Annotated in this window: 14 protein-coding genes (1 of these 14 only partly in view); 9 read left to right on the top strand and 5 right to left on the bottom strand. The window is 49.2% G+C overall.

All coding sequences use genetic code 11. The features are described from left to right. Nucleotides 1-131 precede the first annotated feature (131 nt). The 5 genes from AB432_RS02205 to AB432_RS02185 all read left to right on the top strand — a co-directional run bounded on the left by AB432_RS02205 (nucleotide 132) and on the right by AB432_RS02185 (nucleotide 4,574). Nucleotides 132-758, top strand: a complete 627-nt coding sequence (locus AB432_RS02205; RefSeq protein ID WP_048036111.1) for an FMN-dependent NADH-azoreductase — start codon at nucleotides 132-134, stop codon at nucleotides 756-758. A gap of 75 nt (nucleotides 759-833) precedes the next feature. Beyond that, the gene (locus AB432_RS02200; protein ID WP_048036110.1) at nucleotides 834-1,220 is read left to right on the top strand and encodes a DoxX family protein; all 387 of its coding nucleotides are present in this window, start codon (nucleotides 834-836) and stop codon (nucleotides 1,218-1,220) included. A gap of 54 nt (nucleotides 1,221-1,274) precedes the next feature. Next, complete coding sequence (locus AB432_RS02195; RefSeq protein WP_048036109.1) at nucleotides 1,275-2,048, top strand: pirin family protein; 774 nt, start codon at nucleotides 1,275-1,277, stop codon at nucleotides 2,046-2,048. 163 nt (nucleotides 2,049-2,211) lie between these two features. After that, nucleotides 2,212-3,546, top strand: a complete 1,335-nt coding sequence (locus tag AB432_RS02190) for a cytochrome ubiquinol oxidase subunit I (protein ID WP_048036248.1) — start codon at nucleotides 2,212-2,214, stop codon at nucleotides 3,544-3,546. Further along, nucleotides 3,543-4,574, top strand: a complete 1,032-nt coding sequence (locus AB432_RS02185; RefSeq protein ID WP_048036108.1) for a cytochrome d ubiquinol oxidase subunit II — start codon at nucleotides 3,543-3,545, stop codon at nucleotides 4,572-4,574. Before AB432_RS02190 ends, AB432_RS02185 begins: the two co-directional genes overlap by 4 nt. Before the next feature lie 59 nt (nucleotides 4,575-4,633). On the opposite strand, the gene AB432_RS02180 is transcribed toward AB432_RS02185, so the two are convergent. Together AB432_RS02180 and AB432_RS02175 are read right to left on the bottom strand one after the other, a co-directional pair. Next, a complete protein-coding gene (locus AB432_RS02180; RefSeq protein WP_048036107.1) occupies nucleotides 4,634-6,145 on the bottom strand; it encodes a succinyl-CoA:acetate CoA-transferase ScpC in 1,512 nt (503 codons plus the stop codon). 141 nt (nucleotides 6,146-6,286) lie between these two features. Continuing rightward, nucleotides 6,287-6,958, bottom strand: a complete 672-nt coding sequence (locus AB432_RS02175; RefSeq protein ID WP_048036106.1) for a LytTR family DNA-binding domain-containing protein — start codon at nucleotides 6,956-6,958, stop codon at nucleotides 6,287-6,289. 179 nt (nucleotides 6,959-7,137) lie between these two features. On the opposite strand from AB432_RS02175, the gene AB432_RS02170 reads away from it, so the two are divergent. From AB432_RS02170 to menC, 4 genes are all read left to right on the top strand, one after another. Beyond that, nucleotides 7,138-9,162 (top strand): sigma-54 interaction domain-containing protein, encoded by a 2,025-nt coding sequence (locus AB432_RS02170; RefSeq protein WP_048036105.1) that lies wholly within the window; start codon nucleotides 7,138-7,140, stop codon nucleotides 9,160-9,162. A gap of 179 nt (nucleotides 9,163-9,341) precedes the next feature. After that, nucleotides 9,342-10,751 carry a YfcC family protein gene (locus AB432_RS02165; RefSeq protein ID WP_048036104.1) on the top strand — a complete coding sequence of 470 codons (1,410 nt, stop codon included), beginning with the start codon at nucleotides 9,342-9,344 and terminating at the stop codon, nucleotides 10,749-10,751. A 96-nt stretch (nucleotides 10,752-10,847) separates the two neighbouring features. Beyond that, nucleotides 10,848-11,987: a M20 peptidase aminoacylase family protein gene (locus AB432_RS02160; RefSeq protein WP_048036103.1), complete on the top strand. Its 1,140-nt coding sequence runs from the start codon at nucleotides 10,848-10,850 to the stop codon at nucleotides 11,985-11,987. A 20-nt stretch (nucleotides 11,988-12,007) separates the two neighbouring features. Next, the gene (menC, locus tag AB432_RS02155; RefSeq protein WP_048036102.1) at nucleotides 12,008-13,156 is read left to right on the top strand and encodes an o-succinylbenzoate synthase; all 1,149 of its coding nucleotides are present in this window, start codon (nucleotides 12,008-12,010) and stop codon (nucleotides 13,154-13,156) included. 75 nt (nucleotides 13,157-13,231) lie between these two features. Here menC and AB432_RS02150 read toward each other — a convergent pair whose 3' ends face one another. The 3 genes from AB432_RS02150 to AB432_RS02140 form a co-directional block, all read right to left on the bottom strand. Continuing rightward, nucleotides 13,232-14,140 (bottom strand): hypothetical protein, encoded by a 909-nt coding sequence (locus AB432_RS02150; protein WP_048036101.1) that lies wholly within the window; start codon nucleotides 14,138-14,140, stop codon nucleotides 13,232-13,234. Nucleotides 14,141-14,283: 143 nt separating this feature from the next. Continuing rightward, nucleotides 14,284-14,571 carry a HesB/YadR/YfhF family protein gene (locus AB432_RS02145; RefSeq protein ID WP_007728959.1) on the bottom strand — a complete coding sequence of 96 codons (288 nt, stop codon included), beginning with the start codon at nucleotides 14,569-14,571 and terminating at the stop codon, nucleotides 14,284-14,286. A gap of 138 nt (nucleotides 14,572-14,709) precedes the next feature. Next, nucleotides 14,710-15,146 carry the 3' end of a sensor histidine kinase gene (locus AB432_RS02140; RefSeq protein WP_053079666.1) on the bottom strand. 859 nt of this gene lie beyond the right edge of the window, so only the last 437 of its 1,296 coding nucleotides appear in the window; the start codon falls outside the window, past its right edge; it ends in the stop codon at nucleotides 14,710-14,712.

Below are 15,146 nucleotides of genomic sequence, written 5' to 3'. Positions count from 1 at the left end.
AGCAGTCCCTCCTACCACTACAATCGTTTCAAAAAAGTGTTGACAAACGATCTGATACGTAATAATCTTAAAATCAAGATTTACGCATTAAAAGTTAGCGACTTACTAAATGGAAGGGGAATGAAATTTTCATGAGTAAAGTACTTTTTATTAAAGCAAACGATCGCCCAGTTGAGCAGGCAACAAGTGTAAAGCTGTACGAAGCTTTCACGAAAGCATACAGAGAAACACATCCAAATGACGAAATCGTTGAGTTGGATCTGTTTGCTGAAAACCTCCCTTATTACGGTAACGATATGCTGACTGCTATGTGGAAAGCAGGAAACGGCATCGAGCTGTCTGCTGATGAGCAAAAACGTGCTGACTTGGTTAACAAATACCTGAACCAGTTTACAGAAGCAGACAAAATCGTATTTGCTTTCCCAATGTGGAACTTCACTGTTCCTGCTGTTCTGCACTCCTATATGGATTACCTCTCCCAAGCAGGCAAAACATTCAAGTACACTGCTGAAGGTCCAGTTGGTCTGATGGGCGACAAAAAAGTAGCTCTGTTGAGCGCACGCGGTGGCGTTTATTCCGAAGGGCCTATGGCTGAGATTGAAATGGCAAACAAATACGTTCGCACGATCCTCGGCTTCTGGGGCATCAGCAATGTAACTGAAGTGATCGTAGAAGGTCACAACCAATTCCAAGACAAAGCAGCTGAGCTCGTTGCAGCTGGTGTAGAAAAAGCAGCAAAACTGGCGGAATCCTTCTAAGGCCCGCCAGCCTTTTTGGACAAATATCTCAAAATAAAGATATACTAATTAAAAACAATTAAGGAGAGATGAAAAGTGTTGGATACTGGATTGTTGTTAATTCGTTTGGTCATCGGTTTGACGTTTGCAGGTCATGGTGCGCAGAAGTTGTTTGGCTGGTTTGGGGGTTATGGTTTGAAAGGAACAGGCGGCTGGCTGGAGTCCATCGGAGTAAAACCTGGCGTAGCGATGGCCTTTGTCGCTGGATTCGCTGAACTCGTTGGCGGTCTGATGTTTGCGGCAGGCGTAGGTATCTGGGCAAGTTCTATTTTGCTTGCTTTCACAATGCTGGTTGCCATTCTGAAAGTACACGGTCAAAATGGATATTGGGTCACACAAAACGGATTCGAATACAACCTCACGTTAATCGCAGTTGTTATTGGTGTAGCGTTGATCGGTCCAGGCGCATACGTTTTGTTTTAATGGTGACTCCTCACCACCCGTAAGTCAGCAATCGTACTAAGGGAGGAACATCAGATGGAAATCCGCGTCTACAAACAGAACCAGCAAGCAAAAGGACATTTTGGCGACGGTGAAATCGTAGAGAACAAACCAATTGGCTTCCCTCATGAAGGCTCCGTTGTCAAACGGGTAGGACCACTATTTTACTGGGCATGGGCAAAATCACTGAAGACATTTGAAATTCCGCTGCACCCTCACTCCGGCTTCGAAATTTTGTCGTACGTCCTTACAGGGACAGTCGGACATCGGGACACGCTCGGAAATCTTCAAGAGGTGTCGACAGGCGGCGCGCAGATCATGCAAACCGGTTCAGGCGCGTACCATGCAGAAGAGCTTGGCAAGGATACGGATATGTTTCAAATCTGGTTTGAACCGCATCTTGCACAAACGACGAAGCAACCTCCGACTTACTATCAATATGATCATGAGGAGTTTCCGTCTGAGGATGCAGATGGTGTGCAAGTAAAACACATCATCGGATCATCTGCTCCCATTCAGTTGGTCACCGATTCCTTGATGCGCGACATCACGATTCCCGCTGGAAAATCGTATGCAAAAGAACTCCCGGCTGGTTATGCTCACGCAGTCGTCATAGTGGAAGGGAACGGAAGCGTTGCAGAGAAAGCAACTGTCAGCGAGAACCACACCCCGGCAACCAAAGGTGACTTTGTTGTTCTCTCCTCCGAGGAAAGCAGCACAGCCATCTACCAAGCATCAACGGATGCCCCGCTCCGCCTGGTGTTGATTCAAGTACCCACTGAGGTTGATTATCCACTTTATCGTAAATAATCTACTCTTCCAAACGCCCTTATCCTATCATCAAGCCCGACCGTCACATTTTTGTGACGGTCTTTTTCGTATAAACTCCGCCTCCTCATGGGACATTAACGAGGAAATCGTTAACAATTTTTGGTGCCGATCAGAAAGGAAGTGGAACGTGGAAGATATCGTGATGACCAGAGCCATATTCGGGACGACTATGGCCTTTCACATTATTTTTGCGACCTTGGGCGTTGGTCTCCCGCTCATGATCTTGCTGGTGGAGCTCCTCTTTTGGCGGACGCGTGACCGCGACTACGAGATTATGGCCAAACGCTGGACAAAAGCCCAGGCGATCTTGCTAGGTGTCGCGATCCCGTCTGGAACGATTGCTGGGGTCCAACTCTCTCTGTTATGGCCTGGGTTCATGGAGATTGTCGGCAGGGTGATCTCGTTGCCTTTTCAGATCGAAATATTCGCTTTCTTCGTGGAAGCTTTATTTATGTCCATCTACGTCTACGCAGCTCACCGCCTATCCCGTAACATGCGTTTGTTGAGTTTGTTCATGGTTTTGCTTGGTGCGACGGCCTCCGCGATTCTGATTACGAATGTCCACGCCTTTGAAGGCACGCCAACTGGGTTCCGGATGGTCGATGGGCAGATCGTCGATGTGGACCCGTGGAAAGCTTTTTTCAATCCCAGCTTTATCGTGACGGCAGGTCATGTAACGGTCTCTGCTTATATGACGGGGGCATTCATCGTCGCTGGAGTGGCAGCGTGGAAAATGCTGCGGGCTGCAAAAGGCAGTCGGGTTTATTTGTATCATCAAAAAGCTCTTTTGGCCGGTTTAATCGTGGGCGGCACCTTTTCGCTTTTAACCGCCTTGAACGGTCATGAATCCGCACAGCTTTTGCATAAATACCAGCCGGAAAAGCTGGCCGCTGCGGAAGGACTGTTTGAAACACAAGCATACGCCCCACTCGCGATTGGCGGCTTTACCGACCCCGAGACGAAAGAAGTCAAATACGCCATCGAGATTCCATGGGCGCTCAGCTTCCTTGCAGCCAATCGCTTTGACGAGGTCGTGGTCGGTCTGGATGACTTTCCACAGGAGCTGTGGCCTCCACTCTACGTCCATACGCTATTTAACGGGATGGTCATCATCGGCAGCTTGTTGATCTTCGTTGGTTTCATCGGCTTCGCTTGGAAGAAGCTCCTGAAGCGCTCTCAGTTTCCTCGTTGGGTTCTCTGGGTATTTGTCGCGAGTGGACCGCTCGCCTTGTTAGGCATCGAATTTGGCTGGATTTTTGCCTGCACAGGACGCCAGCCATGGGTAGTTTATCGTGTGATGAAAACAGTTGATGCCGCTACACAAGCAGCAGGCATCTCCACCCTGTTCTGGATTTTCCTCTCGGTGTACCTATTTTTCGCGATCGTCACCCTGCTCGTATTCCGTAGCTATTTTGGCCGCCATCCCTTGGAGCTCGATCCGCCAGAACAGCCGAAAGTGGACGGAGGAACGGCATGACCGACACGATTATTGCCATTACGCTGCTCTGGATTTTCGTCGTTATCTATTCCGTCGCGGCCTCCTTCGACTTCGGTGCAGGTTTTTGGTCGATGATCTATTTGAATCGGGAAAAAACCAAAGCCACTCAAATCGCCAATCGCTATCTCTCGCCCTCCTGGGAGGTCGTGAATGTCTTTATCGTGTTAATTGTTGTCGCGCTCGTAACCTTTTTCCCTGGCGCGACCTACACATTAGGGAGCCTGCTGTTGGTTCCCGGATGTCTCGTGGTGTTATTGATGCTGATTCGCAGTACGTTCATGGTGTTTTCTCATCTAATTTACAAGTATGACAAGATGCTCAGCATCGTCTCCGGCGTTACTGGGATATTGGTGCCAGCTCTGTTAATCAGCGTGCTTCCTGTGACTCAGGGCGGGTTGTCTCGAACGATCAATGGTGTGGAGTATCTCGATTGGGGACTGTTTTTGACCAGCCCGCACGTCTATTCCTTTATTGGTCTTGCCGTCAGCAGCACACTCTACCTCTCGTCGCTGCTTCTCGCGGACTACTCCTTCGTCGCAGGTGAAACGAAAGCCTTCTCCGTCTACCTCCGGGATGCGGTGCTTCTGGGGCCAATTACGTTGCTTGCGGCATTGGTTACCGTGCTCACGATGCAACTGGAGGCAAAATGGCTATATGACCGCATGCTCGACTATTTGCCGTGGCTGATTGCATCGGCGGTCTGTTTTTTCATTAGTTATATCGCTCTCTTGTTGCCCCAAGACCGTCGATACTTCGGCATCCATCTTCCGCGGATTGCGGTCATTGTCGCCACGACGCAATACCTGCTCGCCAGCTATGCGTACGGTGCAGCGCGCCTCCCCTACATCGTCTATCCCCAAGTGACGATTGAGTCCAGCTTTACACATCCAGATACGTTCCACGCTTTGTTCATTTGTTATTTAGTCGGCTTTGCGATTCTCGTACCCGGCTTTATTTATTTCTGGCGTCTGTTCATGAGGGACGAGCAGTATGTACGGCAAAAATAGAGAAAAACCCGCCAAGGCTTCCATGCCCGAGCGGGTTTGTTTTTTCATCATTCAATCGACTAGACCAGCGCTGGCTTTTTCTCCAGCATCGTGCCTTCCTGCGCGTAACGCACATGCCAGGAGAATGCCTTTTCCAGTACATGCGGAGTGTGTCCGCCGCGTGTGAGTGCTTCCTCATAGTACGCCATCAATTGATCGCGGTACATCGGATGCGCACAGTTCTCGATAATTTTGATGGCTCTTTGACGCGGAGCCAAGCCTCTCAGGTCAGCCAAGCCTTGCTCGGTCACGATAATATCTACATCGTGCTCAGTATGATCCACATGAGAGGCAAACGGAACGATACTCGAAATATTTCCACCTTTGGCAATCGACTTGGTTACGAAGATGCCCAGACGTGCGTTGCGAGCAAAATCACCAGAGCCGCCGATGCCGTTCATCATTCTCGTACCTGATACATTGGTCGAGTTGACGTTGCCGTAGATGTCCGCTTCAATCGCGGTATTGATCGCAATCAGACCGAGGCGGCGAATCAACTCCGGATGGTTCGTGATTTCTTGCGGACGCAACAGCAGCTTGTCACGGTATTGGGCGAAATTTTCGGTGACATGCTTCATCTTGTCAGCCGTTAATGTAATCGAACAACCTGAGGCAAACGAAATTTTACCTGCATCGAGCAAATCAAACACGGCATCCTGCAACACTTCCGAGAAGACAGTCAGATCTGTGAATTCCGAATCCAAAAATCCGTTGAAAACCGCATTTGCTACCGATCCGATTCCCGATTGCAATGGAGCGAGGTTGTTCGGCAAGCGCCCCTCTTTTACCTCCTGACGCAAAAACTCGATCAGATGTGCCGCAATCTGCGCCGTTTCTTCGTCCGGTTCCACAATTGTCGAGGGAGAATCCAACTGATTCGTCAGGACAATCCCTTTTACTTTATCCGGATCGACGGGAATCCCCGCTGTGCCTATTCGCTGATCCACGGACGTGAGCGGAATCGGTTCACGCTCTCCCTGTTTCGCTGGAGTATAAATATCATGGACGCCTTCCAACTCCACCGATTGAGCCATATTCAACTCAATGATGACATGCTTGGCATTTTCCACGAAAATATTGGAATTCCCCACGGACGTAGCCGGAATAATCATGCCCTCTTCTGTAATTGCAACCGCTTCCACAATGGCGTAATCGATCGCGTCTATCGCTCCCTGACGGATTGCTTCCGCTGTATGCGACAGATGCTGATCAACGAACATCATGCTGCCATCGTTTATTTTTTTGCGCATGACCGGATCTGCTTGAAAAGGCAGTCGCTTGTTGATAATCCCCGCTTCTGCCATCACGGCATCCACATCGGAGCCGAGTGAAGCTCCTGTATATACGTTTACGCCAAAAGGCTTGTTCTCTTTTTTCGCCAGCTCAGCCAATGCGAGCGGCACGACCTTGGCATCACCAGCACGCGTGAAACCACTTAACCCGATTGTCATGCCATCCTCAATCCATCCTGCTGCTACCTCAGCCGTCACGATTTTATCTGCCAGTCTTTTATCGCGTAAGCGCTCCCACATCATTGTGACCTCCCATGCCATCTTTATTGCCTTTACACTAGCACATGGATTCTGAGCGGGCACTCGATTTTCAACAAAACAGAATATTTAAGCGGCGATCAAGCAAAAACGACAGCGAACCATTCTCATTTGTCAGATATTTCAGAAGCCGAGCAATTGCCGAAACGAGCTGGCATACGACTGACTCACAGGAACTCTCGTCTTTTGCTTGTCCTTCATCTCCAATAAAAACGTCGAATGAAAATGAGGGTGAATAAAGCCGATCGATTCCATATTGACGAAATACGACCGATGACAGCGCACAAATCGCTCTTGCGGGAGCATGTACTCGAGTTCAGCCATGTTGTATTTGTTCGCATATGATCCACTAGCCGTATGCAGAAGCGTTTTTCCTTCATGAGAGCTGATAAAGACGATCTCCGTTAACGGAATGGGTAGCCAGCCGTCCTCCCCTTTTCCGACCAAAAACGATAGACGCGGCTCCGGATTTGTGAGCGGAACGTTTTGAGGTGGATAGATGGCGGTAATACAGCCCATGACCTGACCATTTCGCACTAATGGAAGCGAGAGTCCGTAGTACGGCACACCAAAAATACGACTCTCCACCTGATGCCCCACTTTTCCCATTTCCATGAGTGCTTGATGTGTAGCCGAACCTATGGGAACGAGATCCCCTGGCGTAATTTTCAAATCAATATTGGAACTCGGTTGATAGTACAAGTATTGTGAGCCGTCCGAGATCGCAATCGATACCCCGTCTGGTACGACTTCCCCAATCATTTGCAGCACCTCTGGAACCAATCTGTCCCCCATGCTGATTCCTCCTGCTCCTGTTATTGCTTTTCTATCTTCTATTAAATCACATTTCCCTGCCCCCAAATCAATCCTTCTCTTTCCTCTCTATACAAGCGAATCCATCCGATTACAGTCAGGCATTGTGCTATCATGAGATTACAAAACATTCACGATTGTTTGAGCAAAGGCGGTGCAGCATGGACCACACCATTGTCTTGATTGCAAAAGGAACGGACACTCTCGAATTTTTGTTAAAAGAACTGCGAGCTTACTTCGAGCCGTATTGCAAAGTCGTCGGTTACGCCAGCCATGAGCATATTCCCGATTTGAGCGGAGTCGATCATGTCTTTATCACAACCAAATCCCCGGAGCTGTACACAGTTGCCCGTCAAGCTGTCGCTGACTCCGTACCCATCACGGTTTTAAACCGTTTTTTCGAGTTACGCAAAATGAAAGCGCTGATGCAAATCCCTCCGGGAACGACCGTCCCTGTTATGAACAATTCGCCAGTGACGGCACAAGAGGTCATCCAAAATTTAATAGAAGCGAACGTCGATCATATCAATTACGTTCCTTTTCACCCTGGCTGTACATTTGATGATCTCGAATTTCAGTACGCGATCATTATGAGCATCGCTGATGTACCGCTGCCTCCTCACGTGGAGGTTATCGATCTCGGATTTCGCAAAATCAACATTCATGACTTGATTGATATCGGTCGCAAGGTGGGCGTGCCCAGTGAATGGGAGCGCGAGTACTTGTCTTCCTTCATCTTAGAGATGTCTGAGCTCGCGAAAATGCTCGGCACTTCCTACGCAGAAGTACAAAAGCTCAACAGCCAGCTACAATCTACTTTTCAGGCAGTCAAAGACCCCGTGATCGCTTGCAACGAACAAGGTCTGATCACGTTTATAAACGACGTCGCCGTTGAGCTGTTTTGTCCACAGGCATCCTCTATCGTTGGACAACCGTACACGGTGTTAAAGGAGCACAGCTTGCTGCAGCCCTTTTTTGAGCAGGAAGATCAGGAGGACGCACTCGTAACCATCGATCACAAACAATTTATCGTCAGCAGTCAAAGCATCCGCCGCAGACATGAGCATTTAGGCTTCGTTTGTACACTAAAAGACGTGACCGAAATCCAACGCTTGCGAACTACGCTTACTTTGCGCGGTCATACAGCGACCTACTCCTTTTCCGATATCAAAGGACAAAGTCAACCGCTGCTCCAAGTCATCGAGCTCGGCAAAAAGATGGCCAAAAACAATCAAACGATTCTACTGACAGGCGAAAACGGAACGGGAAAAGAGCTGTTCGCCCATGCCATTCATCAGCACTCGTTACGCAAAAACGGCCCCTTTGTCGCAATCAACTGTGCCTCCTTGCCGGAAAACCTGCTGGAGAGCGAGCTATTCGGCTACGAAGACGGTGCCTTTACAGGAGCACGAAAAGGCGGAAAGCCCGGCCTGTTTGAGCAAGCGGACGGTGGGACGATTTTTCTCGATGAGGTGGGGGACATCTCTGGGGCCATTCAGGTCAAGCTGCTTCGCGTGCTGCAAGAAAAGCAGGTCATCCGCGTGGGCGGTACAGGCATTCTCTCTGTGGATTGCCGCATCATCGCTGCTACCAATCGTGATTTGGAAGACGCTGTTTCCCAAGGAGGCTTTCGCGAGGACCTTTTCTATCGTTTGGCTGTCCTGCCAATCCAGATCCCCGCTTTGCGTGAGCGAATCAGTGATATTCCCCTTCTCATCGACGAGCATCTGGAGCAGCAAGGCATTCGCAAATCATGGTCGCCAGAAGTAATGGAGCTATTCTATCGCCATGACTGGCGGGGGAACATTCGCGAACTGAAAAATGTCGTCGACTATGCCATTACGGTAAGCGAGCATCCTGTCATCGGCATTCAGGACCTCCCTAAACGATTAACGGATAGCCTGTTTCAAAAGCAGCAGTCGGCTTCTATCCCCAATTTGGAAGACAACCGCGACCTGGATATTTTGTATTGCTTGCATCATTATTACGTATCCAACAAACCAGTCGGGCGTTATCAATTGGCGCACTCCCCTGAACTACAGTCCGTAGGCTGGACGGAGAGTGCACTGCGACACAAGCTAAAACTGCTAGAGCAGCAAGGTTTCGTGCGTTCAGGAACAACCCGACAAGGAACCTCCATCACCCCCGCGGGTATTGAATTGTTGCGAAAAAACGGGCGGATTTAACTTCCGCCCAATGAATAATAGGATGTATTAGGCTGCATAAAACCTAATAAACATTCCTAAAGCTCATTTTATTCCCTTACCTTACCTATGAAAATCCACTGAAAACGCTTATATTCGGGAAATTTCGACACTTGGCACGACCCTTGCTTGTCATAAGCAAAAAAAAGCGAGGTGACCTCATGTCTACACATCCATTGAAACCTGCAAAGAAACGTTTTTCTGTGCCGCATACCTATGCCATCCTCTTTATCATCATCATTTTGGCAGCCCTAGCTTCCTACGTGCTCCCGGCTGGTGAGTTCGAACGCGTCAAGGACGTTGCCTCAGGCAAGACCGTCGTCGTCAACGGCAGCTACCATCCTGTAGAAAGTGATCCGGTCTCGTTCTTTGACATGTTCAAAGCGATTCCAGAAGGGATGCAAAAAGGAGCACAAATCATTTTCTACATCTTTATTGTAAGCGGTGTATTCGGAATCATCCGTCAGACTGGAGCGATTGAAGCCGGGATCAATAAAGGTGTCCGATACTTGGAAGGGCGGGAAAAGCTGCTCATTCCTGCTTCCATGTTCCTCTTCTCCATCGGTGGCTTCACAATGGGAATGGCAGAAGAAAGCATTATCTTCGTTCCGATCGGTATCGCGCTGGCTCGTGCAATGGGCTTTGATGCCGTAACAGGTACGGCCATGATCACCATGGGGGCGGCAGCCGGCTTCATGGGCGGAATGATCAATCCATTTACGGTTGGGGTGGCGCAGTCGCTCGCGCAATTGCCGCTCTTCTCTGGTCTTACCTTCCGTGCTGTTGTGTATGTCTTCGTACTCGGTTTTGCCATCTGGTACGTCATGCGCTATGCGTATCGTGTGAAAGCAGACCCGACCAAGAGTGTGCTTTATGGCGTAGAGAATCACGAAAGTCAAGAACAGGAAACAGTAGACATCCCAGATCTGAATGCACGCCACAAGCTCGTGTTCCTGGTAATGGTCTGTGGTCTCGCCTTCAACGTATACGGTGTATTCAAGTACGAATGGTTCCTGACAGAGCTTACCGCTTCCTTCCTGATCATGGGCCTGGTTGCTGGTCTCGTCGGAGGTTTATCGGTCAATACGCTGTTTGATTCCTTCGTCGCTGGTGCGAGAGCCGTTACGTTTGGCGCACTGATCGTCGGTTTTGCCCGTGCGATCACGGTCGTCTTGGAAGACGGTAAAATTATCGATACGATGATTAACAGTCTGACTTCGGCGATTAGTCATTTGCCAGATGCCGTAACCGTCATCGCCATGTTTGTGATTCAAGCCTTTCTCAATCTCTTCATTTCTTCCGGTAGTGGACAGGCAGCGACAACGATGCCAATTATGGTACCGATTGCGGACTTGCTCGGCATCCAGCGTCAGGTAGCGGTTCTTGCCTTCCAATACGGTGATGCGGTCACCAACTCCATTATCCCGACTTCTTCTGCGTTGATGGGCTATCTGGCTGTTGCAGGCATTCCGTATGAGAAATGGGTCAAATTCATTTGGAAGCTGCTAGCCGGTTGGGCCGTGATCGCCTCAATCGCGCTCATTGTAGCAGTGACAATCGGCATTTCGTAACAAATGAGCTTTTCGCAAAACTGGCTGCGTCAAGTAGATTGGCGTAGCCTTCGCTTCACTTATTGACTACCTACGAACGAAACCGATGGAGGAACCATGCGCACAACGATCAAACAATTGCAGCCCGCCATTTTTTCTCTATACGAGCATTTACACCAGCATCCAGAGATAAGCTGGGAGGAAATCCAAACCACCTCATTCATCGCTGACTTCTTGAAAAAACACAATTGCCGTGTCACTACCTTTGACGACGTGACGGGAGTTGTCGGGGAATGGGGCGATCTGACGCCAGGAAAATTCACTGTAGGCGTACGAGCTGACATGGACGCACTCTGGCAAGAAGTGAACGGCGTCTTTACCGCGAACCATTCCTGCGGACACGATGCGCATATGACCATGGCATTAGGCGTCCTGATGGTATTGCAAGCATTGGACGTCCAGCTCCCTGGGCGCCTGAAGCTCATTTTCCAACCAGCAGAAGAAAGCGGAAATGGCGCACTTGCGATGGTGAACAAGAAAGTTGTGGACGATATTGATTTTCTGTACGGTGTCCATCTTCGTCCCATACAGGAAATCCCGCGCGGCACAGCTGCTTCTGCCATCTTGCACGGGGCGGCTGGAACGATATCCGGGCAAATCAAGGGTGCCGATGCTCACGGTGCACGGCCTCATCTCGGAGTCAACGCTATCGAGGTAGCCACTGCAATTGTCGAGCAGTTAAAAGGCATTCATCTCGATCCGCTCGTCCCTTATTCCGTCAAAATGACGCAGCTTTCCGCCGGCAGCAAAAGCAGCAATATCATTCCGGGCTCGGCGCAGTTCCACTTGGACCTACGGGCACAGACGAATGAAGTCATTCACGCCCTATTTGCCCGTGTCGAGCACATTTTGCAACACGTTTCCCGTCTCTATGAAGTTGAACTGTCTTACGAAATCACCGAACGCGTCTATGCGGCGGAAGTGAACGAAGAAGCGAGAATGATCATGGCGGATGCCATTACCCAAACCTTGGGAGCAGAGAAGCTCGAACCACCGATTCAGACACCGGGCGCGGAGGACTTCCACTATTACACAAAAGAACGTCCACAGCTTCGGGCGACCATGCTTGGTTTAGGCTGCGGCCTGACACCAGGACTTCATCATCCGCAGATGACTTTTGAAAAAGAAGCACTGTTAGACGGCATCGAGATTTTGGCAAGAACGGTACTGAAAACGTTTGAGCGACAATCCATATGAACGGTTGAGGAGAGATGAACATGAAAATCGAACGCGTGGACCTGCAACGAATTAAAATTCCGTTGAATTCCCCTTTTGAGACGAGCATGGGAGTCGAAACCCACAAGGAATGCATTCTGGTGCGTGCAAACAGCGGTGCCTATGTCGGGTTCGGCGAAAGCGTCGCAATGGACGTCCCTGTTTACAATGAGGAAGATGTCGATACGGTCTGGTATATGCTCGAAAAGTATTTAATCCCGCAGCTGTTTTCAAGGGAGATCGAGCATCCTGATGACGTTTCCCGCCTCTTCTCCTGGATGCGCCGCAACCACATGGCCAAAGCCGCTTTGGAAGGTGCCATCTGGGATTTGTACGCCAAAATGAACGGCCTCTCCCTCTCCCAAGCATTGGGCGGAACTCGTACGACGATTGACGTCGGGGTAAGTATCGGAATCGAGCCGACCATCGAAAAACTGCTGCAACGCGTAGAAGGCTTCATTCGTGACGGCTACAAAAAGATCAAAGTGAAAATCAAACCGGGCTTTGATGTCGAGCCAATGCGTGCGATCCGCAACACATTTGGACCAGACGTTCCTCTGATGGCGGACGCAAACTCGGCATATACGCTGGCAGACATGGAGATGCTGAAGGCTTTGGATGGCTTCGGTTTGATCATGATTGAACAGCCATTGGCTCATGACGACATCATTGACCATGCGACCTTGCAAAGGGAACTAAAAACACCGATCTGCCTCGACGAAAGTATTCATACGGTGGAAGATGCCCGCAAAGCACTCGAGCTCGGCAGTTGCCGGATTATCAACATCAAGATCGGTCGCGTAGGCGGTCTCACCGACGCCAAGAAGATTCATGACCTGTGTGCGACACGCGGCGTACCAGTATGGTGCGGAGGAATGCTGGAGGCAGGGATTGGACGTGCGCACAACATCGCGATGGCTTCGCTTAGCAACTTCACGATTGCTGGCGACACATCCCCGTCCCATCGCTACTTCGCGGAAGATATCGTGACACCTCTCATCGATTTTGCAGCACCTGGTATGCTGGCTGTACCGACAACTCCAGGAATCGGTTTCGACATCAATGAGTCTGCCATTCGCAATGCCCTAATCGAGCATAAAAGCTACTATGCAAATCAAGAGTCTACTACCACTGTCATTCCAACCTGGTAGACAACACTCAATCGAAGTGAGAAAGAACAGAGAGAGCCTATTGGCCTCCCTGTTCTTTTTATTTAGGTGATTGTATTAATCCGTAATCGTCAAAAGCTTGCACAAATTTCGCTCGGCATGAGCTCTCTTCTCTGGCGGAAACCGCTTTAGCAGATCCAACGCAGCATACGGAAGCTTCAATGCATGAGGATCGCTGTACAGTCTTTCCCAGTATAGCGGTGAAAAAATTTGTTCAAACGCAGGCTCCTTCACCTCATCCTCCAAAGTAAACGGAGGAACATGGCGATTCAAATAGATTTGAAGACGATGGTTTACGATTCCAGGCTTCACAATATCCTCATAACCGAATCGTTCCAGATCTGTTAACGCATGAGCATGTGTGATGTTATGGACGACCTCGCTCGCCAAATGATAGCGTACCCCGTTAATATCACGCGGTGGTATAACCAAATGTAGCTCGTCAAACGCCCGCTCTGCCATCTCTGCAGTTGTATGGTAAGGCGCAACTTCGTCTTTGACATCATCAATCGTCATGCCATGGTAATTCTCAATGCCCCAATAACGGTCTAACCTGTCTTCTGTCGTCGCTTTGAGAATCTTGACCAGGCCGTTCACCACAGTCGGAGTGATCATATCAGGGCGCTCGCGCAGTGCTTTTAATGCCAACACACCTAGTGCTAGTCCATGACCTGAGGTCCGCAGTTGCTTCACATTTTGCTGGAGGCCATCGATGACGTGCTGTAACAAGGAGGGGTCAGCTTGCTCGTCTTGATCTAGTGGAACAAACCATTCAGGTTTTTGCTTGCGGAAGGACTCGCATGTCCGCTCAATGCCCTCTTTTACATGTTCTGGGAGATCGTGCTCACGATCCATGAAGTACCCTGCCAATAAGGCTGCCCCATAATGACCGTCGAACCATCCTGCTCCAGCTGCACGTGCCATTCCCGTAATGCCAAGCTCCAAGTAAGAATCAAGTAAACGCATGTAACTTCCTCCTTTTTCCATTTATGTACCCATCATATACTATACATTTTTGTTTGTAAAGTATCGTATCTTGGTTTTTCGCTCATATAAAAAAGGCCCCGTATATCCGGAGCCCTTCATCTACTCGCTATCCTTTTCCTTGCTTAATCCAGTTTAAATTCTACTTCGTCTGTCTCTGGCCGATAATCGACAATCAACCCTCTTCCATTCATATACCACAACTCATCTTTTTCCATATAAAATGTGATGCCATCCTCTACTGTAGAAATGCCGATTTCATTCGGCAACTCTTTGGCAATCCCCATCGAAAATGAATCCTGAACCGTACTAACGCCTCCATACCGGACAAAAAAACGAATGCTGTCTCCTTCTTTGCATCCCCATTCTTCCCGAAACCATGCTACCGCTGCTTTAGTGATCGTCATGTTCATTAGTACGCCACTCCTCTCTGCTAATAGTTTACCTCAATTTAGAGATATTTGAAACATAAAAGTATATTAAATGGAATTGCTCCACTATTTGAAAAAAAACCGATTCCCTACGCTGGGAAAACGGTTCTTTTCATCTGATTAAGGCTTTATTGGAAGTGTAACCAAAAAACTCGTTCCGATACCTACCTCACTGCTAACCTGAATCTTTCCGTGGTGCGCATCCACGATCCATTTGGCAATGGAAAGCCCCAAGCCTGTTCCTTCTGTCGCTCGAGAGCGCATTTTATCCACCCGAAAGAAGCGATCAAACAAATACGGAATATCCTCTTTGGAAATCCCGATCCCACTGTCTTTTACGAGAATCGAAACGCGGCCGCCTTCCTTTTTGCAAGAGACATAAATCCGGCCGTCTTCGTTCGTGTACTTCAAGGCATTGTCCAGCAAGATGACCATGAGCTGATGCAGACGTTCTTGGTCTCCCACCATCTCAATGGGTTGCTCGATGTCTGTTTCGAGACGAATTTCCCGTGCGATGGCAAGTTGTGCAAACACCTGGGTGCATTTCATCGCGACTT

The organism is Brevibacillus brevis, assembly GCF_001039275.2.
Taxonomy (GTDB): domain Bacteria; phylum Bacillota; class Bacilli; order Brevibacillales; family Brevibacillaceae; genus Brevibacillus; species Brevibacillus brevis_C.
This window is presented reverse-complemented; position numbering and strand designations above follow the sequence as displayed.